Here is a 26,119-nt window from a genome sequence, read left to right as displayed (position 1 = left end):
AGGCGATCATTCGACCAGCTTCCCAGCCGTGGACACGTCCCGCATGAGCGGGGCTATATCGTCCGGGACCTCGGGGATCTGCTCCCGTTCGAGCCGGCCGGGACCGGCCCACACCAGGTTCACCCGCAATGCCGGATCCAGATCGGGATAGTCCGAACGGTTGTGGCAGCCACGGGTTTCACGGCGTTCGAGCGCGGCTTCCAATGTCGCGCGGGCCGCCAGGACCGAGGATTTCAGATCGAACGCGTGCGCCAGATCCTGAAAACCGGCGGCATCGGGATGTACGCCGATATCGGTGATGCGATCCTCGATCTCGTCGAGTTCGCTCAGCCCCTGTCGAATCCCGGCTTCGTCGCGCACCACCCCGGCGTACTCGGTCATGGTGTCGCGCAACGCGCGCTGGAGCGCACGCACGTTCTCGCGCCCGTCGGCGGCCAGCAGGGCATCGATCTCGGTACGTGCCTCACCGAGTGCGCCCTCGGACCGGCGCTGCGCGGGCAGTTCGGCCGAGTAGCGTGCGGCCGCCTCGCCGACGATCCGGCCGTAGACCAGTAGTTCGATCAGGGAATTGCCGCCGAGCCGGTTGGCGCCGTGCAGACCGCTGGAAGCCTCGCCGATCGCGTAAAGTCCGTCGACGCCGGTGCCGTGATCCTCGGAACGGACCCATACCCCGCCCATGGAATAGTGTGCGGTGGGGGCGATTTCGATCGGATCGCGCGTGATGTCGAGCATTTGCAGCTCCAGCATCGTCTGATAGACCCGCGGCAGTCTGCGCATGATCGTCTCGCGGGGTAGATGCGAGATATCCAGCCAGACACCACCATTCGGGGTTCCCCGGCCCTGCTTGATCTCCGTATAGGCGGCCAGTGCGACCCGGTCACGGGTGGAGAGCTCCATGCGCTCGGGGTCGTACCGCTTCATGAATCGCTCGCCCTCGGCATTGCGCAGGATTCCCCCTTCGCCGCGCGCGGCCTCGGAAACCAGTGTGCCGGCGGCGTTCTCGGGTTCGAGGAGCCCGGACGGGTGGAACTGCACGAGCTCGGGGTCTCGAATCCGCCCGCCCGCGAGCACCGCGAGCCGGAAGGAATCGCCGGTGTTCTCATCGCGCCGCGATGAGGTGCGACGCCAGATTCGGGTATGCCCGCCCGCGGCCAGGATCACCGCGTCGGAGCGGATCACATAGCGCTCACCACTGTCGAGATCGAATCCGAACGCGCCGAATACCGCGTTGTCGCGCACCAGGATTCGAGTCACGTAGCAGGTGTCGAGAATTTGGATGCCGAGCTGCGCGGCCCGATTCACCAGGGTCCGCTGAATCTCGAGACCGGTGTAGTCACCGGCGAATGCTGTGCGCCGGTAGGTGTGCGCGCCGAAGAATCGCAGTGAGATCCGCCCGTCCGACTCGCGAGCGAACGGCATACCCCACCGCTCCAGGTCGTCGATTCCGCGCGCGGCGTTCTCGGCGACCACCCGGACGGTATCGGGCCGGGCCAGCAGATAGCTCTCGGTGATCGTGTCCGCCGCGTGCTGTTGCCAGCTGTCCTCGACATCCATTGTCGACAGCGCGGCATTGATACCACCGGCGGCGAGCGTGGTGTGCGCGTCCGCCTTGGGGCGCTTGCCGACCACCAGTACGTCGATCCCGCGCTCGGCCAATTCGATCGCCGCGCGCAGGCCGGAACCACCGGTGCCGACGACGAGAACCGACGTCGCGATCTGACGTTCGGACGATGTGAGCATCGATTCGTTCCCTTCGAGATTCAGGCATAACGCGCGGGCGGCCGATCGGCCGCCCGCGCGCTCGGATCAATTGCCGGACAGCCATTCCGAGAGTCGGATCTGCCCCAGCTGGGCATCACGGCCGGGCAGCAGTTCGAATTTGGGCAGCGACCCGAAATAGCGAGCCTGGGGATCGGCGACCACCGTGCGCGGATCCGAACGCGCGGCCAGCACCGTGCCGATCCACTGATCGAGGGCGAAGACCTCGGGGCCCGCGACCTCGAGGGTGCCATTGATCGGCGCACCGGCGGCCGTACGCCCGACCGCCGACGCCACTTCCGCCGCGGCGATCGGCTGCATACTGGCGCTCGACAGCCGCACCGTGCCATCCACGGTCGCGGAATCCGCTATACCACCGGCGAATTCGAAGAACTGTGTCGCGTGCACGATCGAGTACGGCAGTCCCGAACCCTTGATCAACTCCTCCTGCGCGACCTTGGCCCGCAGGTATCCGGAGTCGGGCAACCGATCCGCCCCCACCACCGACAGCGCGACGTAGTGACCGACCCCGGCCGCTCCGGCCGCCTCGAGCAGATTCGTCGTGGAGGTCCGGAAGAACTCCATGACATCGTTATCGGCGAAGGACGGCGAATTGGAGACATCGATCACGACATTCGCGTCCTGCAGCACCTCTTTGACGCCCTCGCCGGTGAGGGTGTTCACGCCCGTGTTCGGTGCGGCCGGGACGGCCTGGTGGCCGTGCTCGCCCAGGCGTGCGACGACCTTCGAGCCGATCAGCCCGGTACCGCCTATGACGACGATCTTCATGCTGAAATCCTTCCGTTGGAACGTTGCTGCGGGGCCGGTGAGACTCCGCTGTATCAAGGACAGAGTGGGCGCGAATCTTGTGACAGGGCCTGCTCAGAGGCGGTCTGCGTCGATGATCGCCCGAGCGAACGAGGTGGGCGCCTCCTGCGGGACGTTATGCCCGATACCGTCGAGGATCCGATGTTCGTATCTGCCGGTGAACTTGCCCCGATAGGCCCTGCCGTCTTTGGCATGCCCGTCGAAGTCGCTCGCGAGGGTGATCGCGGGCACGGCGATGGCGGGTCCGGTGGCGAGCTGCTGTTCGTAGCCGTCGTATCGGGGCTCTCCGGTCGCCAAGCCCAGTCGCCAGCGGTAATTGGAGATGACGATGTCGACGTGGTCCGGATTGTCGAAGGCCGCGGCGGTGCGGTCATAGGTCGCGGCATCGAAATCCCATAGCGGGGACGCCAGTTGCCAGATCAGTTTGTTGAAGGCGTGGCGATTGCGGCTGTAGCCCAGACGCCCGCGCTCGGTGGCGAAGTAGTACTGGTACCACCAGCTGCGTTCGTCCTCCGGTGCGAGCGGCTGTTGCTGCGCGTCTCGCTGGGTGACGATATAGCCGCTGACCGCGACGATCGCCTTGCATCGGTGCGGCCACAACGCCGCGATGATGTCGACCGCTCGTGCGCCCCAATCGAATCCGCCGAGAATGGCCCGGTCGATTTCCAGCGCGTCCATGAAGTCGAGGATGTCGCGGGCGATCGCCGACTGCTGACCGTTGCGCGGCGTCTGTTCGGACAGGAACGTGGTGGGCCCGTAGCCGCGCAGAAATGGCACCAGCACCCGGTATCCGGCCGCCGCCAACTGTGGCCCGACCTCGGCGTAGCTGTAGGGATCGTACGGCCAGCCGTGCAGCAGTACGACGGGTTGCCCAGTGGCGGAACCGAATTCGGCGTAGGCGACACTGAGTACACCGGCGTCGATGCACTTGATCGGACCGAGAGCGCTCACCGGCTCGGTCCACGCGGGATGTCGAGTCATCTGCTGTCCTACGCCCGATCTTCGGGTGCCACGTACTCGAAAGTCGGTCCTGCGGTAGTCAATCCGTCACCGCTGGGCATCGCCATGAGCGCCTGGGCCTGAGACTTCAAGGCGTACATCGCGCCCAGTGCGTCCCTCATCTGCGAGGGACTGCCGTTGAAGACGTCTTCCAGTAGATACAGCAGCAGGCAGTAGGTGTTGTTGAACTCCTCCTGCGCGAGGCGGACCGCGCTGCCCTCCGGATAGTCGGTCGTTCGGGGGTTGGGCCGCATCGGCAGAATCCGGTCGGGGTCGAACACGATCGGCTCGCCGGTCGGCCCGGATTCGGGAGTGTCACCGGGCTGGAAACGCCGACCCTGCTTCAATTCGACGAAGCGGTAGTAGTGCGCTACCTGGTCTCGCTCGGGGTGGAAGACATCCTTCTCCCCGTCCCACACCTCGGTCCGCGCTGCCCCTTCGCCCTGCTCGACGATTTCCGCCAAGGCGGCCAGCGCCGACTTGAGATCGTGCACCGGAATCACCTGTCCCCCACCGCTACTGAAGTGCATTTCATTGAGCTGCCGGTTCGGGTCGCCGCAGAACACGGCTTCCTCGCCCAGGGTGTCGACGAGGGTACGAAGACCCAGTTCGAGGGCAACGTAGAACTGCCCGATCGTGTGGTACCCGTCCGACTCCGGTAACGCCTGCGCCGTGGCGGGCCGCTCGATGCTCAGAAACAGCTCGAGCGCTTCGGGTCCGAAGGGCGCGAGCCGCACCTGCAGGGATCGATCCCCGTGCGGTAGCGCGTGCGGATACGCGGGCAACAGTTCGGGTGTGTCGAGCCGGGGCTCGCCGCCCACCGCGTTCAGCAGATTGGCCGCGAGCGCCAGATGCAGCATCTCCTCGACGAACACGCTGCTGATCACTTGCGCCGCTTCGATATTGCTGCCCGGCTCCAGGGAGTACAGCGCACACAGATACGGCGGGATGGTCGCATGCTCGAGCTCGATGGCCCACTGCAGATGGCGACGCAGATCCTCCAATGTCTCGATGGCAGGAGCGCCGTTGATGCCCATGTTCGAACCTCTTCTCGACAAGTCGTGCGGTGGTGTCAGCAACTTGGACCGGAGATCGCCCCGAACTGTGACAAGACCTTTCGGCCCGGCTGTCACACGACGGGGGCCTATCCGGTCCTAGTTGTGGAACCAGCCGGAAATGCGAGCGAAGGAACCCGATGACCAGCGAAACAGCACGCAACAGCGTGTGGGAGACCGCACTGACCGTCGTTCAAGAGACCACGCCACCATTCATTCCCCAAGGGGCACATGCGATGACCGTGGTGATCGCCTATCCCCCGGGCGATCCGGGCGCGCCACCGCACCGGCATCCCGGCGGCCCCGCGTTCGGCTATGTGATCGAAGGCGAAATGCTGTTCGAACTCGAGGGCGAACCTCCTCGCGTCATCAAAGCCGGAGAAGCCTTCTGGGAGCCCGGCGGCGACATCATCCACTATTCGGATGGCAACAATCGCGACGATGCCGGACTTCGCTTCGTGGTCACCATGGTCTGCGATCCGACGCAGCCCATGCTCGTTCTCGTCGATGACGACGAACTGCTCGCCCGGGCGGACCGTCGCGTCCGCGTCGAGCCGAAAGAGTAAGGGTGGAAGGACATTTCGATGTCGAAAATTCTGCTGCAAACCACCATCACAGCGCATCCCGACGACTGGGACATCACCCGGTTCGCGCTACTGGCCGACGAGTTGCGCGCCGCGGGCCACGAGGTCACCGCGCGCGACCGCACGAGTCGCGGTGAGGACGACCCCATCCTGAGCCGTGTCGACGAACTGGATTTCGACCAATTGTGGTTGCTGGCGGTCGATATCGGCGACGGCCTCACCGCTGCCGAGTCGCCGGCCATCGTGCGGTTCCGCGAGCGCGGGGGCGGGGTGCTGACCGCACGCGACCACCAGGATTTGGGGAGCAGCCTATTGGGACTGGGATCCCTGGGTGAGGTGAACCATTTTCACCAGCGCAACCCCGATCCCCGCAGCGTGCGCGACGACCAGGACACGCCGACGATCTCGTGGCCGAATTACCACTCGGGTCACAATGGCGACTATCAGCCCGTCATCACCGGCGAACCGGTCCACCCGCTGTTGCGCACCACCGCGACGGCCAGCGGCCGCATCGAATGGTTTCCCGCCCACCCGCACGAGGGCGCGGTCTCGGCGTGCGTGCCGGGCGCCACCGTCCTCGCCCAGGGCCGAAGTACGGTGTCCGGCAACCTATTCAACCTTGCCGTGGCACTGGACGGGGAGATCACCTCGGCAGGACGCGCGATGGGCCGTGCCCTCGCCGAATCGACCTTCCACCACTTCGCCGACTACAACTGGGATCTCGATCGTGGTGCGCCGTCCTTCGTCAGCGAGCCGCCGGGTTCACAGATAAAAGCCGACCCGACTCGCCTGACGATCTACCGGGACTACATCCACAATCTCGCGGCGTGGCTTCACCCGGCGACCGACACCCACTCCCCGACCGCGACATCGTCGTCGGGAGCCGCAACAGCCCCGGCCGGTCCTGAACAGCAGCGTTGATGCCTGAGCGCCGAATCCTTGAGTGGCAACTCCCCGCCGCGCCGGTGCCCCCCGGGGTCGCTCACGCGTGGCGGCTCTCGCCGTGCGAGCAGGAGGAACGGGGCGGTGCGGGTCACTCGGAGTGTTCGACGGGGCGAACTCATCCGCCGGAGCAGGTCGATACCATTGCCGCACGGTCATTCGCCGGAGCCGCCTTCCCGCTGGTTGCTGAACCTCGGCTGACACCGCAGTTCACCCATAACCGCCCTCACAATCGACCATCGTGTTGGTAGAGAGAACAAGCGTTCCGCCGAAAGCGGCAATATTTTTGGCGATCTGTAGGGAGATCTCACCACCGGGGTTTGATTCAGTGCACAGGTGTTACGTCTCAAGACATGGCGGAACGGGGTGCTCGACCGAAAGTATCGCGCGGGAGACGGTTACTCCTGCGAGCTGTCAGACATCTGTTCACACCGCTGCGACCCGACGACTACCTGGAGATGATCAACCCGCTGTGGACCACGCGGGAGTTGCGCGGGCGCGTGGAGAAGGTGCTGCCGGAGGGGTCGCAGGCGGCGTCGGTGTTCATCCGGCCCGGGTACGACTGGGGTGGGCACCGGCCGGGTCAGTACGTGCGACTGGGGGTGCTCATCGATGGTGTATTCCATTGGCGCGCATACTCTTTGACCTCGGATCCGGATGCGGCGGACGGGCTGATATCGGTGACGCCGAAAGTCGTGGAGGGCGGGGTTGTTTCGCCGTATCTGGTCCGGAAGATCCAGCCGGGCGAGGTGGTTCGGCTCGGTGAGGTCGAGGGCGTGTTCACCCTGCCCGAACCGACACCCGCGAAGCTGCTGTTCCTCAGCGCCGGAAGTGGTATCACGCCGATCGCGGGCATGCTGCGCAGTTTGGATCGGCGTGGGGAGCTCGGCGATGTGGTCGTGGCGCATTCGGCGCACGAGCCCGCGCAGGTGATGTTCGATGCGCTGCTGCGGGATTTGGATCGCCGCCATGAGGGTCTGCGGCTGGATATCCGGCTGACCGGCGAACACGGGCGGCTCACACCCGGCGATCTGGACACCCTGTGCCCGGATTGGCGTGAACGAGAGGCGTTCTGCTCCGGCCCGCCGGAAATGCTGGACGCGCTCACCGCGCACTGGAACGCGCACGGCATTGCGGGCCGACTTCATATGGAACGCTTTCAGCCGATCATCGGCGGCGCGGAACACAGCGGGCAGGGCGGGCTGGTGCACTTCCGGCGCAGCGGCGTCGACGCCGAATGTGACGGCGGCACACCGATTCTCGTCGCCGGTGAACAGGCCGGACTGGATCTGCGGCACGGCTGCCGGATCGGCATCTGCCATACCTGCACCGGTGTCCTGCGCTCGGGCAAACTGCGCGATCTGCGCACCGGCGAGATCGGCGAACCCACCGGCCAAGCGGTGCGGATCTGTGTGAACACCGCCGAAGGCGACATCGACATCGACCTCTGATCGAAAGGATCCACCGTGACTGCACCCAATCCCCTTGCGCACCTCAGTGATCGGCAGCTGCAACAGCTCGCCGAGGAATGCGACGCCATCCACGCCGAGGTCTACGCCGACCTCGGTGACCGCGACCGCCGCTACATCAAATCCGTGATCACCGCCCAGCGCCAGCTCGCCGTCGCCGGCCGGACCCTGCTGCTGGGCTCGGTCTCTCCCCCGGCCTGGTTGGCGGGCACCGCCTGCCTGGGCATGGCGAAGATCCTGGAGAACATGGAGATCGGCCACAACATCATGCACGGCCAATGGGATTGGATGAACGATCCGGACATCCACTCGACCGTCTGGGATTGGGATACCGCCTCCACCGCGGAGGCATGGAAGCACTCCCACAACTACATTCACCACACCTTCACCAATATCCGCGGCAAGGACAAGGATCTCGGCTACGAGATCATGCGGATCGACCCGAACCAGAAGTGGAGTCCGGTCTACCTCGCTCAGCCGTTCTACAACGTGCTGCTCATGGCCTTCTTCGAATGGGGGGTGGCCGTGCACGATTTGGACATCGAGGCCATCCGCGCCGGGGACAAACCGATGCCCGAGGTCTGGCAGGACCTCAAAGGCATCGCAGGCAAGGCACGAGCGCAGATCACCAAGGACTATATCGGCTGGCCACTGGTGAGCGCGGCGGCGTTCGGCGCTGCCCAACTCCTGCTCCGCGGGCGACTGCCGCAGCCACAGTCCTCACGAATCGGCAAGGGCCTCAGGGCAATCAGCCGCAAGCGCCGCGTCAGCGCGACCGCGAACCTGCTCGACAGACTGCTCCCCGGAGCCGAACGCACCTTCCTGGCCACCGTCGCCGCGACCTTCACCGCCAACATCATTCGCAACGTGTGGGCACACGGCATCATCTTCTGCGGCCACTTCCCCGACCAGACCTACACTTTCAGCCAAGACGAAGTCGATAACGAAACCCGTGGCGGCTGGTACGCCCGGCAGCTGGTCGGCGCCGCCAACATCGAAGGCAGCCCCCTGTTCCACATCATCAGCGGCAACCTCGGCTACCAGGTCGAACACCACCTGTTCCCCGACATGCCGAGCAGCCGCTACGCCGAAATCGCCCCTCGGGTCAAAGATCTCTGCGAACGCTACCAACTCCCCTACAACTCCGGCCCCCTCACCCGGCAGTGGGCCATGGTCCACCGCACCATCGCCCGCCTCGCCTTCCCCGGCGGCGAACCCCGTCCGAAACCCGGCCCGTACCACCGCGACACCGATCCGTTCATGCCGAACGGCCCCAGCGAATCCGACCGATTCCGCAACCGGATACCGGCCGATGACAGAGCGTGAGTATGTGTTCGCACTCTGATCGGTCAGCAAGTACGGAGTGGTGAGCTACGGGAATCGTTGCGGGAGTATCGCGTTGGCTGCCGACCTATGGCCGGTGTGAGGACTGATGGAGGGAAGGCTGCGACGGTGCCGGGTACTTGAACGGCTGCCGGACGCCGCCGCAGCGGTCAGGGAGCTGTCAGCAGCAATGGTGCCCGGGTCATTACCGGCCGCAGCCTCGATACCGACGACGGAGCTGGCACCACGGGCCGCACCGACCACCAGACCGCACAGATGCGGCAACAGGACCCTCAGTCCCCACGATCAGCACATCGACCCCCCCCATTAAATATTGAGCGCCCCAACACATCCCAACAATGGTCAATCACCATGTGGGTGCCAGATGCACTGCTCGACGTGATAAGGACGCAGTCGGGCTCTCATGAACGCAGCGGGCCGGGCCGCGAGGGGTCGTTCATCGTCGACCGAGGGCACGCTCGAGCATCTGCTCAATAAGGTCCGCGCTCGTCGGTATGCCGAGAGGCATTCGGACGAAAAGGCCATCCCATACCGCAAGCAGGTTATTGCAAGCGGTTTCGTCCGCACTCCACTGCGAAACGGTCTCGTACAGCATGGCATCGAATCTCCGTGCCGCAGGTTGCAACTGCGGGTGCCGTGCCGCAATCGTGTATAACTCGTACCCGGCGATCAACCGACCGGGGTGGTCGCGCACGTACCGCGCGGAGAAATCGGCGTAGGCGCGTACTGACGGAACCGGGCCCAGATTTCCGGGGCTGGTGCAATTATTTCCCCCACGGGGTGTCGTCGCGGACCTTCGGCTACATGGACCACTACGCGTATTGGCGGGTCGTCGGCTGGCTCCGCAAACGACACTTCGGGCTGGGCATGCACACGACGCCTTGGACATGGCCCGATGGCGGCGCCTGCCCGGGCCCAGGCAAGCCATTGCCCATTCCGATCGCGGAACCGCCCAGTACACCAGTTGGGTTTTCGGGCAACGCCTACGCGGGGCCGGGCTACTCGGATCGATGGGTTCGATCGGAGACTTTTTCGACAACTCCGTGGCCGAAAGCTTCTTCGGCACACTGCAATTGGAGCTACTCGACACCAGATCGTGGTCGACGAGGAAGGAGTTGGCCACTGCTATCTCCGACTACATCGAAACCTTCTACATCCCCGTTCGACGGCACTCGAAAAACCGCCATGCTCAGTCCCGTCGCCTACGAACAAGCCCACACCGCCTCCCGAGCGGCGGCATAATCAGCACAGCCAACCAGCCCGGGAAACCGCAGGAACCTCGACTTCGCGCCGTCTGTGACTTGTCGTCGACTCGACCGAGTCAACGCGCGCGACCGTGTACCAGCCGTACGATCGTCTCCAACAACCGCAGTGTGCGCTCGGTGCGACGGTAGGACAGCAGTTCCGCGCCAGGAATCGAAAAGCGTTGTACGGCAATCGAATGCGCGCGCGAGAACTCCAGCAGGCCTGCGTCACCATGGATTCGGCCGATGCCGGAGTCGCCGACTCCGCCGAACGGCAGGGCGGGGATCGCGGCGAAGCCTGCGACCGAGTTCACCGAGGTGGCGCCGACTCGCAGTCGGCGGGCGATCGTGCGGCCGTACCGGCGTGAGAATACAGCCGAGCCGAGGCCGTATCCACTGGTGTTGGCCAGGCGGACCGCATCGTCGATGCTGTCGACGGTGCTCACGGTAATGGTCGGACCGAAGGTCTCTTCACACACCGCAGTGGAGCTCTCGTCGACATCGACCAACACAACCGGATCGACGTACGGCGCACGAACCGAATCAAGGCCGCCGAGAACGGCTTTGCCGCCGTGGGCCAGCGCGTCCTCGATGTGCCGACGCACGACCGCGAGCTGGCTGGGCAGGGTCATCGGTCCGTACGAGGCACCTTGGCCGGTACCGGGTCGCACCGATTGCAGCACTGTGGTGAGTTCGGCCAGGAACTGCTCGGCGACGGACCTGTGGACATAGACGCGTTCGACTCCGATACACGTCTGACCGCTGTTGCTGGTCGCGCCGAAGGCGACGGCGTCGGCAGCCGCCGCAAGATCGGCGTCGGCGGCGACGATGACCGCGTCCTTGCCACCGCACTCCAGTAGCACCGGCGTCAGGGTGTCTGCGGCCGCGGCCATGATCCGCTTACCCGTACGGGTCGAACCCGTGAAGGCGATCTTGTCCACGCCGCCGCCGACCAGCGCCGCGCCGGTCGCGCCGTAACCGTTCACTGTGGCGAAGACACCTTCGGGCAGTTCCGGATTCGCTTCCGCAAAGGTGGCCGCGAGCAGATTGCCGACGCCGGTGGTGTACTCACTGGGCTTGAATACGACGGTGTTCCCGGCGGCCAGGGCGTAGGCGATGGATCCGTTCGGCGTGTACAACGGGTAGTTCCAGGGGCCGATCACGCCGACCACACCCAGTGGCCGCTGCTCGACAACGGCGGAGAAGTTGGCCATCAACGCTCCGGTCCGTACCTTCTTCGGGCGCAGCACCCGAGCGGCGTTCTTCGCGGCCCACGCGGTGTGTTCGAGGGCCAGCAGCAGTTCCAGGAAGGCGTCTGCGCGTGGCTTGCCGGTCTCGGCGTGGATGAGGTCGCATAGTTCGTCGGATTTCGCGACCAGCAGGCTGGACCAGCGTCGTAGATGCTTGCTGCGGACATCGAAGCTGAGCTCACCCCAGGTAGCGGCGGCCGCGCGGGCAGTGGCGATGGCCGCACGTACGGCGGCTTCGCTGTCGACCCGATAGGTGGCCAGGGCCGCGCCGGTGGCGGGGTCGGTCGAGGTCAGTGTCTCCGGCTGCGCGATGGCAGACATAGTGGAAGTCCTTGTTCTTGTTCGGGTTTCGAAGGCATACGGAGCAGGAATGACGGTGGGCTCCGTTCCCGGGCGCAGCCGGTCGGCAAGCTCATGGAACCACGACGGACTGGGCCGCCGCGACGGCGCGGATGGTGACCGGCAACTGACCCAGAGGCGTCCCGTCCACCGTCACACCGACTCCCGGTGCCCGGAGCGCAACCGCCGTGGTGCGGTAGCGAATCGCCGCACCGGTCAGCGCGACCTCGAGCTGTCCATCGTCGGCTCGTGCGCCGCCGTTCCCGGCGCGGCCGACGCTCACCTGCACACCTTCGGTTTCGACCGCGTTCACGCACGCGCCATCCGCACAGGCCATGTCGAGCCGAAACGGCCGAGCGCTGAGCCCGGTGCCACGGCTCGCCGGGCGCAGGCGCCCGGCGAGCGACCACGTGCGGTGGTTGCGGTCGGCGCCCGCGCCGCCGATACCGGCGTGCACCACGGTGGCAAACCAGCTGGGTGGAATCGGAGTTGTTGTACCGGAACTGGATTCGATCAGGCCGAGGTCGATCCGGCGCAGCTTGCCTGCGAGCGCGATCTCGGCCGCCGCCCGTAGGTCGTGCCGCGGAAGGCCCAGTGTGGCAGCCAGTCGGTTCACCGGTCCGATCGGCAACAGCCCCAACGGTGTGCCGCTGGGTGCGGTCGCCTGCAGCGCTACCGCGATCAGATCATCGCCGCCGACACAGACCAGGGCGTCCGGTCGATGAGGTCCGGCAAAGCGCTCGCGCAACAGCTGGATCGAACTCTCGAACGAGGCGCCGCGCAATTGCCGCACTCGAACACCTCGCTCGGCAAGGTAATTCGCGGCCCACACCGTCTCGCGTAACCCTAGCCCCCACTCCGAGCAGGGATAGGTGAGCAGATCGAGGGACGCGACGCCGGCTATCGCGCGAGGAACTGGCAAGGGGCTCATGGCGTAGAACTCCGATCGGATGGTCCGACGTGGTGGTCGATCCGATCGTGCGCAACCTGCTCGAGCATCCGTTGAGCCAGGAATCAACAGCGTCCTGACCTGGCGCTACCGGCGCTCCCGGACAGCAGCTCGGAGAGTTACAGCCGCACCCGTTCGACCTCCGGTGCTGCGGAATCGGCGGAGAACAGATCCGGGCGAGGCAGCGTACGGCTGACCAGATCCGAGGATTCCGCGAGGCACGCGCCGAGTTCCGCCGCCTCCGCAGCACGCCCCTGCGCGGCCACCGCTGAGGCTTGGAAGTGCACAGCGTGGTCGCGCCGGATGGGGTCGGTCGCATCGGTGAGAATCCGGACGGCTTCGGCTGCGGCGGCTTCGGCTGCGGTAAAACGACCGCAGTAGAGGCCGACTTCGGCGAGCCGATACAGGGCCCAGCCCAAATACAGTCGGCGGTCGTGTATCCGGGCCACCCGCACCGCCTCCGCACACAGCGCCATGGCCCGCTCCGGGTCGTTGTCGCGACATAGCGCGGCGCGGCCCAATTGACCGAGCGCCAAGGAGTCGAAAGGCGCCCCGCCCAGGTCGTCGGCCAATTGCAATGCCCGCTGAGCGGTCTCGGCGGCCCGATCCCATTGCGCGATGTCGCCGCACCTGTCAGCGAGAGTGGCGCACGCCCATCCCTCCCAGGCGGCATCGCCCAGGTCATGGAAGATCTCGGCCGCGGCGCCGTTATGGGTGATCGCGTCGACGATGTTCCCGACGCTCAGCGCAGCGGCCCCCAGGACATGCTCGACGAAGCCGAGCAGCATGCTTTTCCCGTTGGCGCGCAGCACTTTCCGTGCCGGTTCGAGCACGGTCACCGCATCCTCGCCGCGACCCAGATCGATGGCGAGCACCAGCCCGAGCACCAGGCGAACCCGCACTTCGCTGTCCCGATCGCCGAGTCGCTCGGTGACGGCGAGCATGTGCCGGAATACCCCGGCGAGCTGCCCGGACTCTGCGGAGGCGTCGATGCCGGTGGCGACCAATAACGCGACATCGACGGTCATGGGCAGGAGGCCGGGGTGGTCCATGGCGATTTGACGATGCAACGCGATCAGGGTCGCGCGTTCGGCGTCGAGCCACGACTGCGCCTCGACTTCAGTGGAGATCGGCCGCCCGGGATGGGTCGTTGCCGGTACATAGTCGAGATGGTGTCCCGGATTGCGGTGGCGCGTCACGTTTTTCGCTGTGGCCAGGTAGAAGTCCAGGAGACGGGCCAGGATCTGTTCCCGGTCGCTGTCCGGCGCCGTGTCCCTGGCGAACAGGCGCAACAAGTCGTGGTAGCTGTAACGATCAGGTGCGGTGGATCGCAGTAAACCGAGATCGACCAGCGAATCACAGATACCCGACGCCGCATTGTCGTCGACGCCGAGAATCGCGGCCGCGGCGGCAAGCGGAAGGTCCGGCACGGATGGCACCGCGAGCATGACGAAGGCTCGCGCGTTGGCCGAATCGAGGAGCCGATACCCGACACTGAAACAGGCGTCCACGGCAAGCTCACCACTGCGCAGTTCGGACAGCCGCCGACGTTCATCGGCCAGTCTCCCCGCGACCGCGGCGACACTCCAGTGTGGCCGCGCCGCCAGGCGCGCTCCGATGATCCGGATTGCCAGCGGTAGGCGGGCGCACGCCTCGACGATGGATTGTGTGGCCGCCGGCTCCGCAGCGGTGCGCTGTGCCCCGATGATGCGGCTCAACAGGTTTCGCGCTTCACTGTCCAAGAGGACATCCAAATGGCGGATCGTGGCGTCCGGCACCGGCAGAAGCACCGCACGGCTGGTGATCACGACCGCGCATCCCGGCTCACCAGGTAACAGCGGCACCACCTGTTCGAGGTTGCTGGCGTTGTCGAGCACCAGAAGCACCCGCCGCCCGGTCAGTAGCCGCCGCAGCAGCCCAGCTCGTTCGGCCGCGGTCGGTGGAATGTCGCTGTCCGGGACGGCCAGCGCGCGCAGGAACGATGCCAACACCGCCGCCGGCTCGGTCGGCCGGTCGTCCATACCTCGCAGGTCGGCGTAGAGCTGACCTTCGGGAAACCGGGCCCGTACCTCGCGGGCGATATGAATGGCCAGCGTCGTCTTACCCACGCCGCCCATTCCCGTGATTACCACGACGGGCGGAGAACCACCGAATCCGGTTACTATTTCGCACAATTCGCGCACCATTGCGTCACGCCCGGTGAAATCCGCGATGCCCCTAGGCAACTGCGCAGGGCGCGCTTCGACGGGTACAACGGAAACGGCGGCGACCGGACCGAGCAGAGCCGCGGCCGACGGGAGGTCGTCGTCGAGGATGGCGCGGTGCAGAGCCGTCAATTCCGGACCGGGTTCGATGCCCAGCTCCTGGACGAGCATCCCGCGGGTCTCGGTGTACACCGCCAGCGCCTCACTGCGGCGACCACAGTGGTACAAGGCCGTCATCAATTGTCCGCGCAGGCGCTCGCGCAGCGGGAATTCAGCGCTGGCGGAGGCGAGCTCGCCCACCACCTGATCATGGCGACCCACTCGCAGGTCGAGTTCCAGGCGGGATTCGAGCAGGCTCACCCGCAGTTCGGACAGGCGCCGCCGCTGCTGGGCGGCGTGCGGCCCCGGAACCCCGGCGAGCACCTCGCCGCGCCACAGGTCGAGCGCGCGGACCAACAGCCCGTGTGCCTGCACGAACTCCCCTGTCGCCCGGGCAGTTTCGGCAGCGCCGACCAGGATCTCGGCTCGGTGTGCGTCCAACGCGGCGCGTGGGACGCGCAGTTCGTATCCATCACCAACCGACACGAGGATCGAGGCGGCGGTGCGGGGAGTGCGGTCGGGCTCGATGAGTTTGCGTAGCAACCGCACATGCGAGCGCAGGGAGGCGACAGCATCGGTGGGCAGCTCCGCACCCCAGACCGCGTCCACCAATTGGGCGGCGGTCAGCGGTCTGCTCTCGGCAAACAACAGCGCGGCCAGTACCGCCTGGGTCCGCGGGCGTTCCGACACCGCGGCCGAGCTACCGCGGCGCACGGTGACCTGGCCCAGCACGGTGAAACTCAGTTCCGGGGTGTCCATTGGTCTTTCAGTATCGAACATAGGATGACCCATCCTACGAACTTTCGGCGCCCGAAAACCGTGGACGTGTGGTGCCCATTCACCACCACCTGGCCGTTCACGTGGATTCCCAAGCCGCCCACCACCCGCCGGCGAACGAGCCGACCTGCGGTTTCGACCTTGTTGAGTGCACGTTCAGCGGTAATTCAACCAAGGCGGCGATCGTGAGGAGGTGAACACAGAACCCCCGGACCAGGCCCGGGCAGACAGCGACGTCAGGCCCGGCACCGCAACGCGCGCTGACTACGCCAGGAGAAGATCATCCTTGCATCGTCCTCGAGGATGATTTTCCTTGCCGCGCAGGTCCATACACTCGCGTTCGCGGCTGGGCGATCAAGCCATCGGTCGCCGGAGAGGAGTTCATTTCATGCAGAATGGCCAGCCGAGCCGGACCGCACTGGGAGCCGCCCGGGCGCGGGCATTCCACCAGACAGCCGATCAGCCTCTGATCTTCGCCGACCCGATGGCAGCATCGGTCGCGGATGCCGCAGACAAGATCGCCGGAGCCGCCGACGGCGATGGCATTCCGTCGGAAGCGCGCTTGTTCCTGGCGATGCGGCATCGTTTCGCCGAAGACGCGTTCGCTCAACGCGCCTCCGAGTATCGGCAGGTCGTGGTGCTGGGCGCGGGCCTCGATACTTTCGGCTTGCGCAACAGCGGCGCACAGCTGCGTGTCTTCGAGGTCGACCACCCCGCCACCCAACAATGGAAGCGGCAGCTGCTCACCGACGCCCGGATCGCTGTTCCCTCGGAATTACGTTTTGTTCCAGTCGATTTCGAGACCGAGACGCTGGCCGAGGGTTTGGCGGCCGCCGGTTTCGACGAGAACGTACCAACGTTCTTCGTCTGGCTGGGTGTTCTTGTGTACCTGACCCCGGGCGGCGTCCGGTCCACACTGGAGTTCATCGCTCGCCATCGCGCGTCGGCACAAGTGGTGATCGACTACAGCGAACCGATTTCCGCACTGCCCGAACGCAATCAGCCGATCGTGGCGGCGCTCAGCCGGGTCATGACCGAGCTGGGCGAACCCTGGTTGTCGCTGTTCACCGCACCGGAGTTCGCGGTGCTGTTGAAAGAACTAGGATTCGACGAGATCGAGGATCTGGACTGGTCCGCGATGATCGAACGGTTCGCTCCGGACAACCCGGCCGAGGACTTGGTGGGCGGTCATGTGTTGCGAGCAGGTCACACCGGTCGGTGAGGTCGACGAGCAAACGGCGGGGTCGACTGCCGGAGATGCCAGCGCCACGAATGATGAAGTGGGGCTTTAACGTTGCGTTGTTGGCGGCGTTCGGTCTGACCTTCCTCCGCTGGGGTATCTTGGCGGCCACGGTGGTGATGATGGTCGGAGTCACCGTGGAAATGCTCGCGACCTTGGCGCTGGGCGAGCGCCCGTCACGTTGGCAATGGGTCGGCCTGCTCCTCACCATCGGTCTCGGCGGCGTCACACTGCTGTTCCAGGACCCGATTTTCTTCAAGCTGCGGCCGAGCGCGTTCTATTGGTTGTGCGCGGGCGTGCTGCTCGCCTCGCACCTGGGGTGGGGTGCGAACGTCATGCACGGCGCGCTGGGAAAGTGGATCAGTGTGCCTGCGGCGACCTGGTCGCGCCTGCAAACGATCACCATCGCTCATCTGGTGACCCTAGGTGTCATCAATATAGTTGTCGCCTACGGTTTCTCGACCGCAGTATGGGTCGTATACCGGCTTGTCGGTCCGGCGTGCCTGACCGCGACTTTCGCCTCGGTGCTGTCGATCTGGCTGCGCCGACACCGCCAATCGGGCGAAGCCGGTGCATGAGGGCACCCTCGGCGTGATCGTCGACAGACACTGGTGTCGAGAACGCGATCGGTCCTCGACCATGGGCTGACTGCGCCCGTCATGGCGTCGGATCGCCGCGAACTAGTCGCCGTCGACCTTGCGGAACCGGGCCGGGACTCATTGGCGCGCGAAATCGACCCCAGCACGGCATTTTTCGTGCGCCTCCGCCTAAAACCGGTGCCGTTTCGGCCTCGTCACTCGACAGGACGAGTTGGCACCAGACGCTAATTAGTTACAGTGCATCACTGTAACTAAGCCCAAAGTCGCGCTGCAGCAGGGCGGCACCCGCCCGACCGATCTGCCCGATCAACATCGCGCCCAGCTCGACGAACTGCTGGCCGCCTGCCCCGAACTGACCGCTCTCGTGCACGAGTTCGCTCAGATCATGGCCAACCGGCGCGGCATCGACATCGACTGCTGGATCAAACAGGTCCGAGCGGCCGGTCTCATCGAGCTCGAACCGTTCCTCACCGGCGTTGATCAGGATCATGACGCCGTCGTCACGGGTCTGACCCTGCCCTACAGCAGCGGCCCGATCGAAGGCGTCAACACGAAAACCACACTGATCAAACGACAAATGTACGGTCGAGCGGGATTCGACCTACTCCTGCACCGAATCCTGCTGGCCTGACCTCGCTGGCTCAACCACCACCGAAAGTGAGCCAGAGCCGTTATCTGGACAGACCCCGCAGTTTGTTGGGCAGTGACGGGGCAGCGCTGGGAATCGTCGGGAACCGACTGTGACGTCTACCTGCGCCGATGGCGGATTGATAGGTCACGACGGGAAACGTTGGGAACCAGCGGTTTTGCTGTCCCCACTTCATAACCAACTCGGCATAGCCAGCGCAAGCTGTCAGCCCGCGCTGTTGTTTCGAAAGGGCCGAAAGTCTGGGCCGAAGCCCAGTTCGTCGACAGGCAGCGAACTACCCACAGACCTGAACCAGCCTGTCGGCACCGAACTGACAGGAAGACCAGGCTGTGGCACATGATGGTCAGGTGCGCATCGATGCAGCGGACCCTGCGCCGCATCGAGAATGACCCGCATATGCGGGTCGGTGTGCGAAACGAACAGGGTACTCATCGCAGCTCCATCGTCGGCGACACGGGCTGCTTCGAATACCGCGTGCAGCGCGGCGAACCTCACCGCCACACCGTGGTGCGCCCACCACTGTCGACACCAGGTGTACTGGCCCTCACGGTGATTCGCTGCGACGCGTACCCCAGTCACCGGCAGGAGCCACTGGCCTACGAAGTCCGAGTAGTGCGTGAATCGTGGCGGTCTGCGCTTGCGCGCTTTGTCGGCACCGTCCCCAGCGGACGCTCGCCGTGGCGCGCCGAACCAACCCGACGGGACCGGATCAGCGGAAAGAGACTGTAATGCTGTGTGTTTGGCACGCGTACAGCGATGCAGCGGCCCGTTCGCGGCATCGAGGATAACCCGCATATGGGCGTCGACATGGCGTGGTGGGTTTCCAACAAGGTCAGCGCTGCTCATGGGGTCACACTTGCTGCTGAGCGCGAACGGTTTCACTGTCCGGGCCGGCCGCCGAGGGTGCGGTGCGGGGCCAAGTCCAGGCGTATCGCACGATGAGCGCGAGAAGGATCAATTCCAGAACGACGCCGAGGCCGTAGAAGTACAGCCATGAGGCGCCCGCCAGGTTGAATACGGTGACGGGAACGTAGATCGACGCCACGATGAGGTTCGCGATGCGGCTCGTCCTGGCGGGCAGCGTCATCGACAGCAGAATCATGAAGATCGGGACGGCCATGAGGGTGAGCGCGGTGGTTGAAAAGGTCTGGGAGAGAGCGAATTCGAAGACCTTGCCGTCCAGGATGTCCTGGACGGCGCCGGGGGTGAAGAAGTTGAGAATGTCGACGTATGCGTACAGAAACATGAAGCTCGTCCAGGCAGCGGCGAGCTTGGTTCGCACCGGGATCGGCTGATCTGTCAGTGCGGTGCTGGTTCGGGGTGTGCTCATCGTGGGCTCCGTTGTGTTGCGGATCGTTCGGTCCACGATCGCTGAGCACGGCGCTGGGCACACCCGCCCGGAGGCCGGAATTCACCTGGCCGATGGCATGATCCGTTTCTCGTCCTTTCGGCTGGTACACCCAGGTGCGCCGATCCCTAAGCTGGAGCCGTGATCACTGTCCGGCGCCCCCTCTGGCATGAGCCGCGGCCTGCTGACGCCCCACCCGTCGGGCGTCGTGACTGGCTGCTGGTGGGTGTGTTCGCCGTGGCGGTCGCGGTCGAGAGCATCGTTCGGCCGGGGTTGGCCTGGCGACCCCTGGTGGCGGTGCTCGGCCTGGCGCTTGTACCCGCTCTGCTCTGGCGGCGAGGCCGCCCCCTGGTTGCCGCCCTGATCGGATGGAGTGTCGCCGGACTGCTCTCGATCCTCCAATTGACCACGCACGGTGGGGATCTCGGCCTCTACTCCATGATGGCCATCCTGATCCTGCTCTACTCCCTGGTGCGGTGGGGCTCGGGGCGAGAGATAGTCGCGGGGACTGTGTTCGTGGCAGTCGTCGTCACGCTGGGGATGTACGCCTCTTCCGCGGGTGGGGCCGATATTTTCGGTGGAAGCGTCCTCGTACTGCTGATCGTCGCCCTCGCGGCGGTGTTCCGTTACCGCGCGGACCTCTGGCAGCGGCAACGGCGCGAGATCCGCAATCAGGAGCGGGTGGCGCTGGCGCGCGAACTGCACGACATTGTCGCCCACCATGTCTCGGCCATCGCGGTGCAGGCTCAGGCCGGTCGCGTGGTCGCCGGCGTCCAGCCGGAGAAGGCTGTCGAGGTACTGGCCACGATCGAGGCTGAAGCATCGCGAACCCTCACGGAGATGCGATCCATGGTGCGGGTGCTGCGCGAGGAGGAAGCCGTCGCGTACTCACCGCAGCGCGGAGTCGCGGACCTACCCGCGCTGGCACGCGCCGATACGGAACTCAATATCCAAGTCTCACTAGGTGATTCGCTGACCCGACTGGCACGACCCGTGGACGCCGCGCTCTACCGGCTCGCGCAGGAGGCGCTGACCAACGCCGTACGGCACGCCCGGAACGCAACCCACATCGGGATCGACGTACGCCAAGCGGGTGCCGTCGTCAGGCTGCGTGTCACTGACGATGGACGGATTGAGCCGGGGCCAGTCCCGGAGCCCGGGTTCGGCCTGCTGGGCATGGCAGAACGCACCCAACTCCTCGGCGGATCGCTCACCGCGGGGCCGGGGTCCGAAGGCGGCTGGGTGGTCGAGGCGGTGCTACCGGTGCGGGCGCGGACATGACTATCCGTGTGGTCGTAGCCGACGACCAGGACCTGATTCGGACCGGACTGGTGATGATCCTCGGCGCGCAACCCGACGTCGAGGTTGTAGGGGAGGCAGCCGACGGGCTCGCAGCACTCGACCTTGCGAACCGGCTGCGACCCGATGTCCTCCTCGTCGACATCCGGATGCCCGAGCTCGACGGCATCGAGGTAGCAAGGCGCCTGGCCGGGCCGGGCGTCACGGACCCGATGGCCGTCGTCGTGATCACCACCTTCGATCTCGACGAGTACGTCCTGGGCGCACTACGCGCAGGCGCCCGCGGCTTCCTGCTCAAAGACGCCGGTCCGGAGCTCCTCGTGCAGGCCGTCCACGCGGCGGCGAACGGAGACGCATTGATCGCCCCCAACGTCACCCGTCGCCTGCTGGCGACCTTCGCCGACCAGGCACCGGTGGTACCGCTCCAGCCCATCGACCCGCTCACCGAACGCGAAGAACAGGTACTCGCGCTGGTGGCACGGGGCCGGACCAACGCCGAGATCGCCACCGAGCTCTTCATCGGCCTGAGCACGGTCAAGACCCACGTCGCATCGTTGCTGACCAAGCTCGGAGCCCGCAATCGCGTCGAGATCGCGATGTGGGCATACGACACCCGACGCGTGAGAGCCGATTGAACCGTCACGGGTTCGGAGTACAGCTTTTCCTGCATCATCTCGGCTCCGAAAAACCCGGGGATAGACCACGCTCTCCGGGTTAGCGGGGGAACCTCAGTACCTCGATGTCGCTGAGGTGCAAAACCTTCTGAAGGAGCTGGACGCACAATCCGGTAAGCCCGGAGTCGTCTTCGGTCAGGAGGCAGACCGCGACAAGAACGGCAAGATCAGCTACGAAGAGCTCGTCACGTGGGCGTTGTCGTCGGCAAAATCAGGTTCGACTTCCAAGGCGTGATGCGAGCAGGTGAGCGAAACGGCGTGTCGTACGGTTGGGCGGGAAATCGAGCGAGCTGTGACGAACTCGGCGCCGATCGACGAATTCGCCTACCTCGCTGGCTGATTCACCGAACAACGATCGGCTGAAGGGGTACCGCTCGATGGGTCGAGCGAACCCGCAACCCCGCAGATAATCGCTTACAAAATAGCCCGGTGCGTGGACGGTAGTCATTAGGATGTTCTGTCTGTAATTCGCCGGGGCCTACTCGTTGTCTCACCTGTTGTGAGGTGTTGCGCGGCAATCGGATTCGGCCTTCGTGTGGCGCCGCCTCGTTGAGCGGTGAACGTTTCCCGCCGCCGGTGTGGGGTTAGCGGGCCGGGCTGAGACCGGCGGGTCCGCGTCGGCGCACGTGCGGGTTCCGGGCGTGGGGGTGACACGGTGCGGGGGACCGTGGGGCAGCGGGCGGGGCGGGCATCGCCGGTCCCATGATGGTGTCCCACCAGGGGCGGAGCGGGCTGGGGTCGGGCCAGTGCACCACCGGTGGATCCGGGTCCGGGTCGGGGTGGGTGAGTGTGCGGTCGGTATCGGGAGAGGTTCTGGTGCTCACGAATCTGTCCGATCGGGCGGATGGGTGTTCAGGCCGCGCGGCGCGGGGCGCGGCACCGGTGTCGGGGAGTGCGCTGACTGCGGATCCGGGGTGTCTGCGCGGGGGCAGGAGTGGTGCTGGTGCGCGGGTAGGGCACCACGCGAGTGGCCTCGGGCCCGCGTGGGGTGTCGGTGGCGGTGTAGATGACGTGCTGGCCGGCGGTGAGGGTTTTGTAGCCGGGGACCTCGATCACCTGATAGTCCAGGAACACTGCGGGCCCGGCGTCGGGGGTCAGGAATCCGAACCCTTTTTCGCCGTCGAACCAGGCCACCCGCGCGTGTTGCCAGCGGTCAGGGGCACGGTCGCGGGTGTAGTCAGTAGGCGAGGCAGTAGTAGTCGTCATCGGCATGGGCGTGATCGATTCCGTCGGTCCGATCGTGGACGGGGGTGGGCTCCGGCGGCGCCGGGTGGTGTGCGTGGGCGGGGTCGAGCTCGTCGGCGGTCGCACCGGTGCTCATTTGCGATCGCTCCTCTCATGGAACAAGGGGACCAGAGGTGGGCCCGGCTAGTCGGGCCCACCGTGTGGAACGAGTGGATCGAACTTGATGCTGTGTTGATACCCGTGAGGGCGCGGTCCCCGGACTCGTTGTGCCACCGGGTGGCCGTGCGCGTGGACCGCGAGGGGTCCGCTGTGCGCGCTGTGGTGGGGATCAGAACCGGTGGTGTCGCGCCCTCGATGGTGTGCGTGTAGTACTCGGGACAGCCATCACCTCGCTTTCACGACTGGGGTGCATCGTGGTGTGCGGTGGGGTTGCGGCCGACCAGGCGGGCCGCGCCCAGTGCCGGGCATCGACGGGGGCCGCCGCCCGCGAGCGCTCTGCGGGGCGAACTCGCGGACGGTGTCGGTGTACCGGCGCCCCGGTGCCGCGATCGGTCTGCGCGGCACCCGGTTGTGAGCCTGGTGCAGGATGTCCCGGACCTCGGCGAACAGTTCGGCCACGTCGGGGTCCAGCGCCAGCAGACGTGGATCGAGGTACCAGGGCTCGTGCTCTCGGGTAGTGCTGGTGTGCATCACCGGACCTCCTATGAGGTGAAGAGCCGGCGGGGCTGTGGGTCAGGCGTTGATGGCCTGGCGTTCGGATTCGGATTCGGGTGCGGGACGGGCGATCTCGATCTTTCTGGGTTTGGCCTTCTCGGCCACCGGAATCGACAACCGTAGGACTCCGTCGCGGTAGTCGGCGCGGATCTGCTCGGTATCGAGGCTTTCGCCCAGCACCAGTTGGCGACTGAAGACGCCGCGTGGTCGTTCGGCCGCCAGCATGGGCCGACCGGGATCGAGTTCAGGGCGCGCGGCCCGCACGGTCACCACGTTGCGTTCCACATCCAGATCCAGGGACTCGGGATCGATGCCCGGCAGGTCGAATTCGACCAGGAACTGATCATCCTCTCGCCAGGCGTCCATCGGCATCGCCGCGGGTCGGGCCGCGGTGCCGAACACCTGCTGCGTCAGACGATCCAGGTCACGGAAGGGATCAGTGCGCATCAGCATGGTCGCCACCTCCAACTCACTCCATTCTCGGTAGTCGCTTCACCAGATAACCTATGCCATCTGGCATAGATATTAGATAGCATTTTGCTGAGGAGAGTGCAAGACTTAGCAGGAGATAATCTCTGCCAGTTGGTTGACCAGGAGGAGTGCCCATGCGTTCACAGCCCGAGGGCACACATCTGCCCCGCTCGGGTCAGGGGGTGTACGCGATCTCCGTGGCCGCGGAACTGGCCGGAATCGGGGTGCAGACCCTGCGCCTATACGAGCAGCACGGCCTGATCACCCCCACGCGCAGCACAGGCGGTACCCGCCGCTACAGCGCCGACGATCTGGTGCGCCTGCGGCGTATCACCGACCTGGCGGGACAGGGGGTCAATCTCGCCGGTATCGGACGCATCCTGGACCTGGAGGACGCCAACACCGCGCTGACCAATGAACGAGATCGGCTTCGCGCCGGTACCGGCAGCGCGCACACCCCCGGACGACCGATGAACGCCCGAAAAAATCTTCAGTGACGGGTGTAGACAATCCTCGATTATCGTTGTACCGTCTCTCTCGTTCGGAAGATAAGAAGTTGCAAGAGGTCGTAGCAGGAAGCCGAACACGCTGCGGCTGGACGTTTGGTTGTACGCCCGGTTCCCTCCGGCGAATGAAAGACCATGGCAATAGGTAGTACTGCTGGAGGGAACCGGAAACACCGCACGACGCGCCGGAAGTCGCCCACAGTGACCCGCCGGCGACACCGCGCCCCGAAAGCCGGGCACGGCAGCGAAACTACGAGCCGGGAGGTGTTCCACGAGTAGACATCCACGTATCACGCGTCCGTGTCGGCACGAGCGGACAGGGTGCATGTCACCGGCCTCAACGGCCGGAAATCGATAGAAAACCATTGAATCCGACCCTTTGACTCGATCGATTTCGGGCCCCGGCGCACACAGCGCCGGGGCCCGAAATCGTGACATCACACCGAGCTGCCCTACCCGCGGTGGCGCCCTGGCCTCCCGATCATTGGAAGCTGGTGTGCGCCAGCTCGATACCGCACCCGAGCCAGGACCAGCCAGGCCGGTTCGGCGCGTGTTCTACGGCCGCCCGGCAGGCGCGGATGAGTTGTCGGCCGAGTTGTCGGCGCCGGCAAGTTCGGCGTTGAGCCGAAGGGCTTCGGCGAGTTGATCTTCGAGGATAATGATGCGGCACGCCGCGTCCAAGGGCGTGCCCTGATCGATGAGTTCGCGCACGCGCGCGGCCAGGCGGAGTTGATAGCGCGAATAGCGGCGGTGCCCGCCTTCGGAGCGCTGGGGAGTCAGCAGTCGTGCCTCGTCCAGGCTCCGCAGGAACGCCGGGGTGACCTCGAGCATTTCCGCGGCGCGGCCCATTGTGTAGGCGGGGTAGTCCTCGTCGTCGAATTTTTCGGTACCGGTGTGCTGGTCAGGGGGCATGTGTTCCTTTACAGGACAAGGACCCCGGTGCCGCGAGTGCGGCACCGGGGTCCGGGTGGATGCGACCGTCCCACCGAAGCGGGGGGAATCAGTGGGCCCGCCGGGAAGATAGGCGCGGGTCGCCGGTCGCGTACTTACTGTTTCTTGCTATTCCTCGTACTGCTGTCCTGCTCGGGGACCGCAGCGAAGTCGTTCTCGCATATGCGGTCCCCGTCCCATCGACTTCGCGGGCAGTTCGTCGCCTCCCGCGCCCTCAGGATCTTTCTTCATTCTCAACAAGATTGAACCTACATGCACGATGCCGCTATGTCTATACCCGCGACTACAGTTTTTCTGGTGAGTTGGGGACGGGAAGCCGCCTCGCCCAGTGGGGCGATATGCCTGCACTTCAGCACGCGTGGAGCAGCCGGCGCCTGCCTGCACCGCGACGGTCCTCGACCAGGATCGGCAGTTCGGTGGTGGAGTAGTCCAGTAGCAGGTACAGCTGCGCGCCGAAGGCATCAACGCTGCCGTAGCGGGTCAGTATCTGATCGAGCAGCGCTCGCAGATTCGCCCTGCTTCGTTCACACCCTGTCCCTCACCGGCGGTGTCGACACGTATCGAGATTTCTTGTAGTGAATTCGCGGGCACCGATCCGCGCGGGGTGCGCTATCCGGAGGGATCCTGTCGGCGAATGTGGCA

The 26,119-nt window shown here is 65.5% G+C and carries 24 protein-coding genes and 2 pseudogenes; 12 read left to right on the top strand and 14 right to left on the bottom strand.

All coding sequences use genetic code 11. From position 1 onward, the window contains the following. Positions 1-6: 6 nt before the first annotated feature. From AB0L82_RS33500 to AB0L82_RS33485, 4 genes are all read right to left on the bottom strand, one after another. The gene (locus AB0L82_RS33500) at positions 7-1,740 is read right to left on the bottom strand and encodes an FAD-dependent oxidoreductase (protein ID WP_364645587.1); all 1,734 of its coding nucleotides are present in this window, start codon (positions 1,738-1,740) and stop codon (positions 7-9) included. Between the two features lie 66 nt (positions 1,741-1,806). Then, positions 1,807-2,547: an SDR family oxidoreductase gene (locus AB0L82_RS33495; protein ID WP_364645584.1), complete on the bottom strand. Its 741-nt coding sequence runs from the start codon at positions 2,545-2,547 to the stop codon at positions 1,807-1,809. Positions 2,548-2,640: 93 nt separating this feature from the next. Beyond that, positions 2,641-3,567, bottom strand: a complete 927-nt coding sequence (locus AB0L82_RS33490) for an alpha/beta hydrolase (protein WP_364645581.1) — start codon at positions 3,565-3,567, stop codon at positions 2,641-2,643. Positions 3,568-3,575: 8 nt separating this feature from the next. Then, entirely contained in the window at positions 3,576-4,622 is a 1,047-nt protein-coding gene (locus AB0L82_RS33485; protein ID WP_364645579.1) for a ferritin-like protein, read from the bottom strand. Positions 4,623-4,780: 158 nt separating this feature from the next. On the opposite strand from AB0L82_RS33485, the gene AB0L82_RS33480 reads away from it, so the two are divergent. The 4 genes from AB0L82_RS33480 (at position 4,781) to AB0L82_RS33465 (ending at position 8,961) form a co-directional block, all read left to right on the top strand. Continuing rightward, on the top strand, positions 4,781-5,206 hold the full coding sequence (locus AB0L82_RS33480; protein WP_364645576.1) for a cupin domain-containing protein: 426 nt from the start codon (positions 4,781-4,783) through the stop codon (positions 5,204-5,206). 18 nt (positions 5,207-5,224) lie between these two features. After that, on the top strand, positions 5,225-6,145 hold the full coding sequence (locus tag AB0L82_RS33475) for a hypothetical protein (RefSeq protein ID WP_364645573.1): 921 nt from the start codon (positions 5,225-5,227) through the stop codon (positions 6,143-6,145). 374 nt (positions 6,146-6,519) lie between these two features. After that, positions 6,520-7,617, top strand: coding sequence for a ferredoxin reductase (locus AB0L82_RS33470; RefSeq protein ID WP_364645571.1), 1,098 nt, complete (start codon positions 6,520-6,522; stop codon positions 7,615-7,617). 15 nt (positions 7,618-7,632) lie between these two features. Next, positions 7,633-8,961: an acyl-CoA desaturase gene (locus AB0L82_RS33465; protein WP_364645568.1), complete on the top strand. Its 1,329-nt coding sequence runs from the start codon at positions 7,633-7,635 to the stop codon at positions 8,959-8,961. A gap of 454 nt (positions 8,962-9,415) precedes the next feature. Here AB0L82_RS33465 and AB0L82_RS33460 read toward each other — a convergent pair whose 3' ends face one another. Next, entirely contained in the window at positions 9,416-9,724 is a 309-nt protein-coding gene (locus tag AB0L82_RS33460) for a hypothetical protein (RefSeq protein ID WP_364645964.1), read from the bottom strand. On the opposite strand from AB0L82_RS33460, the pseudogene AB0L82_RS33455 reads away from it, so the two are divergent. Beyond that, a pseudogene (locus tag AB0L82_RS33455) lies at positions 9,631-9,822 on the top strand (group II intron maturase-specific domain-containing protein); the annotation flags it as partial. The gene AB0L82_RS33460 and the pseudogene AB0L82_RS33455 sit on opposite strands and share 94 nt — an antisense overlap. 44 nt (positions 9,823-9,866) lie before the next feature. Continuing rightward, the gene (locus AB0L82_RS33450) at positions 9,867-10,373 is read left to right on the top strand and encodes an IS3 family transposase (RefSeq protein ID WP_364645565.1); all 507 of its coding nucleotides are present in this window, start codon (positions 9,867-9,869) and stop codon (positions 10,371-10,373) included. Here the strand turns inward: AB0L82_RS33450 and AB0L82_RS33445 are convergent. The 3 genes from AB0L82_RS33445 to AB0L82_RS33435 all read right to left on the bottom strand — a co-directional run bounded on the left by AB0L82_RS33445 (position 10,301) and on the right by AB0L82_RS33435 (position 15,823). Beyond that, the gene (locus tag AB0L82_RS33445; RefSeq protein ID WP_364645562.1) at positions 10,301-11,794 is read right to left on the bottom strand and encodes an aldehyde dehydrogenase family protein; all 1,494 of its coding nucleotides are present in this window, start codon (positions 11,792-11,794) and stop codon (positions 10,301-10,303) included. The two genes, AB0L82_RS33450 and AB0L82_RS33445, sit on opposite strands and share 73 nt — an antisense overlap. 91 nt (positions 11,795-11,885) lie before the next feature. Continuing rightward, positions 11,886-12,743, bottom strand: a complete 858-nt coding sequence (locus AB0L82_RS33440; protein WP_364645559.1) for a diacylglycerol kinase family protein — start codon at positions 12,741-12,743, stop codon at positions 11,886-11,888. Positions 12,744-12,880: 137 nt separating this feature from the next. After that, positions 12,881-15,823, bottom strand: a complete 2,943-nt coding sequence (locus AB0L82_RS33435; protein ID WP_364645556.1) for a BTAD domain-containing putative transcriptional regulator — start codon at positions 15,821-15,823, stop codon at positions 12,881-12,883. A 406-nt stretch (positions 15,824-16,229) separates the two neighbouring features. On the opposite strand from AB0L82_RS33435, the gene AB0L82_RS33430 reads away from it, so the two are divergent. The 3 genes and pseudogenes from AB0L82_RS33430 to AB0L82_RS33420 all read left to right on the top strand — a co-directional run. Continuing rightward, positions 16,230-17,063, top strand: a complete 834-nt coding sequence (locus AB0L82_RS33430; protein ID WP_364645553.1) for an SAM-dependent methyltransferase — start codon at positions 16,230-16,232, stop codon at positions 17,061-17,063. 50 nt (positions 17,064-17,113) lie between these two features. After that, positions 17,114-17,659 (top strand): septation protein IspZ, encoded by a 546-nt coding sequence (locus AB0L82_RS33425; RefSeq protein WP_364645550.1) that lies wholly within the window; start codon positions 17,114-17,116, stop codon positions 17,657-17,659. Positions 17,660-17,963: 304 nt separating this feature from the next. Beyond that, positions 17,964-18,311, top strand: a pseudogene (locus AB0L82_RS33420) (transposase); the annotation flags it as partial. Between the two features lie 222 nt (positions 18,312-18,533). Here AB0L82_RS33420 and AB0L82_RS33415 read toward each other — a convergent pair. Together AB0L82_RS33415 and AB0L82_RS33410 are read right to left on the bottom strand one after the other, a co-directional pair. After that, on the bottom strand, positions 18,534-19,124 hold the full coding sequence (locus tag AB0L82_RS33415; protein WP_364645961.1) for a DUF4913 domain-containing protein: 591 nt from the start codon (positions 19,122-19,124) through the stop codon (positions 18,534-18,536). A 55-nt stretch (positions 19,125-19,179) separates the two neighbouring features. Further along, on the bottom strand, positions 19,180-19,659 hold the full coding sequence (locus tag AB0L82_RS33410) for a DUF6326 family protein (RefSeq protein ID WP_364645547.1): 480 nt from the start codon (positions 19,657-19,659) through the stop codon (positions 19,180-19,182). 159 nt (positions 19,660-19,818) lie between these two features. Between AB0L82_RS33410 and AB0L82_RS33405 the strand changes: the two genes are divergently transcribed. Beyond that, positions 19,819-20,958, top strand: a complete 1,140-nt coding sequence (locus tag AB0L82_RS33405; RefSeq protein ID WP_364645544.1) for a histidine kinase — start codon at positions 19,819-19,821, stop codon at positions 20,956-20,958. Continuing rightward, positions 20,955-21,611, top strand: a complete 657-nt coding sequence (locus AB0L82_RS33400) for a response regulator transcription factor (RefSeq protein WP_364645541.1) — start codon at positions 20,955-20,957, stop codon at positions 21,609-21,611. The genes AB0L82_RS33405 and AB0L82_RS33400 overlap by 4 nt, the downstream gene beginning before the upstream one ends. Positions 21,612-22,502: 891 nt before the next feature. On the opposite strand, the gene AB0L82_RS33395 is transcribed toward AB0L82_RS33400, so the two are convergent. The 3 genes from AB0L82_RS33395 to AB0L82_RS33385 form a co-directional block, all read right to left on the bottom strand. Further along, positions 22,503-22,856 carry a cold shock domain-containing protein gene (locus AB0L82_RS33395; RefSeq protein WP_364645538.1) on the bottom strand — a complete coding sequence of 118 codons (354 nt, stop codon included), beginning with the start codon at positions 22,854-22,856 and terminating at the stop codon, positions 22,503-22,505. Beyond that, the gene (locus tag AB0L82_RS33390; RefSeq protein WP_364645535.1) at positions 22,828-22,971 is read right to left on the bottom strand and encodes a hypothetical protein; all 144 of its coding nucleotides are present in this window, start codon (positions 22,969-22,971) and stop codon (positions 22,828-22,830) included. Before AB0L82_RS33390 ends, AB0L82_RS33395 begins: the two co-directional genes overlap by 29 nt. A gap of 596 nt (positions 22,972-23,567) precedes the next feature. Next, positions 23,568-24,002 carry an HSP20 family small heat-shock protein gene (locus tag AB0L82_RS33385; RefSeq protein ID WP_364645532.1) on the bottom strand — a complete coding sequence of 145 codons (435 nt, stop codon included), beginning with the start codon at positions 24,000-24,002 and terminating at the stop codon, positions 23,568-23,570. 152 nt (positions 24,003-24,154) lie between these two features. Here AB0L82_RS33385 and AB0L82_RS33380 point away from each other — a divergent pair, with 152 nt between their 5' ends. Beyond that, positions 24,155-24,517 (top strand): MerR family transcriptional regulator, encoded by a 363-nt coding sequence (locus AB0L82_RS33380; protein ID WP_364645529.1) that lies wholly within the window; start codon positions 24,155-24,157, stop codon positions 24,515-24,517. Positions 24,518-25,081: 564 nt separating this feature from the next. Here the strand turns inward: AB0L82_RS33380 and AB0L82_RS33375 are convergent. After that, entirely contained in the window at positions 25,082-25,375 is a 294-nt protein-coding gene (locus tag AB0L82_RS33375; protein ID WP_364645958.1) for a MerR family transcriptional regulator, read from the bottom strand. Positions 25,376-26,119: the final 744 nt, after the last annotated feature.

It is taken from the genome of Nocardia sp. NPDC052001, from assembly GCF_040680615.1.
In the GTDB taxonomy this organism is placed as follows: domain Bacteria; phylum Actinomycetota; class Actinomycetes; order Mycobacteriales; family Mycobacteriaceae; genus Nocardia.
Note: the sequence above shows the minus strand (reverse complement) of the source record. Positions and strands in the feature narration are given on the sequence as shown.

Coding starts and splice junctions, on each gene's coding strand:
- AB0L82_RS33385 (WP_364645532.1), bottom strand. CDS start 24,002: ATGCTGATGCGCACTGATCCCTTCCGTGACCTGGATCGTCTGACGCAG.
- AB0L82_RS33425 (WP_364645550.1), top strand. CDS start 17,114: ATGATGAAGTGGGGCTTTAACGTTGCGTTGTTGGCGGCGTTCGGTCTG.
- AB0L82_RS33470 (WP_364645571.1), top strand. CDS start 6,520: ATGGCGGAACGGGGTGCTCGACCGAAAGTATCGCGCGGGAGACGGTTA.
- AB0L82_RS33480 (WP_364645576.1), top strand. CDS start 4,781: ATGACCAGCGAAACAGCACGCAACAGCGTGTGGGAGACCGCACTGACC.
- AB0L82_RS33400 (WP_364645541.1), top strand. CDS start 20,955: ATGACTATCCGTGTGGTCGTAGCCGACGACCAGGACCTGATTCGGACC.
- AB0L82_RS33410 (WP_364645547.1), bottom strand. CDS start 19,659: ATGAGCACACCCCGAACCAGCACCGCACTGACAGATCAGCCGATCCCG.
- AB0L82_RS33415 (WP_364645961.1), bottom strand. CDS start 19,124: ATGCGGGTTATCCTCGATGCCGCGAACGGGCCGCTGCATCGCTGTACG.
- AB0L82_RS33380 (WP_364645529.1), top strand. CDS start 24,155: ATGCGTTCACAGCCCGAGGGCACACATCTGCCCCGCTCGGGTCAGGGG.
- AB0L82_RS33445 (WP_364645562.1), bottom strand. CDS start 11,794: ATGTCTGCCATCGCGCAGCCGGAGACACTGACCTCGACCGACCCCGCC.
- AB0L82_RS33440 (WP_364645559.1), bottom strand. CDS start 12,743: ATGAGCCCCTTGCCAGTTCCTCGCGCGATAGCCGGCGTCGCGTCCCTC.
- AB0L82_RS33490 (WP_364645581.1), bottom strand. CDS start 3,567: ATGACTCGACATCCCGCGTGGACCGAGCCGGTGAGCGCTCTCGGTCCG.
- AB0L82_RS33495 (WP_364645584.1), bottom strand. CDS start 2,547: ATGAAGATCGTCGTCATAGGCGGTACCGGGCTGATCGGCTCGAAGGTC.
- AB0L82_RS33375 (WP_364645958.1), bottom strand. CDS start 25,375: ATGGGCCGCGCCGCGGAAATGCTCGAGGTCACCCCGGCGTTCCTGCGG.
- AB0L82_RS33450 (WP_364645565.1), top strand. CDS start 9,867: ATGGCCCGATGGCGGCGCCTGCCCGGGCCCAGGCAAGCCATTGCCCAT.
- AB0L82_RS33430 (WP_364645553.1), top strand. CDS start 16,230: ATGCAGAATGGCCAGCCGAGCCGGACCGCACTGGGAGCCGCCCGGGCG.
- AB0L82_RS33500 (WP_364645587.1), bottom strand. CDS start 1,740: ATGCTCACATCGTCCGAACGTCAGATCGCGACGTCGGTTCTCGTCGTC.
- AB0L82_RS33395 (WP_364645538.1), bottom strand. CDS start 22,856: ATGACGACTACTACTGCCTCGCCTACTGACTACACCCGCGACCGTGCC.
- AB0L82_RS33435 (WP_364645556.1), bottom strand. CDS start 15,823: ATGGACACCCCGGAACTGAGTTTCACCGTGCTGGGCCAGGTCACCGTG.
- AB0L82_RS33390 (WP_364645535.1), bottom strand. CDS start 22,971: ATGAGCACCGGTGCGACCGCCGACGAGCTCGACCCCGCCCACGCACAC.
- AB0L82_RS33485 (WP_364645579.1), bottom strand. CDS start 4,622: ATGGGCATCAACGGCGCTCCTGCCATCGAGACATTGGAGGATCTGCGT.
- AB0L82_RS33475 (WP_364645573.1), top strand. CDS start 5,225: ATGTCGAAAATTCTGCTGCAAACCACCATCACAGCGCATCCCGACGAC.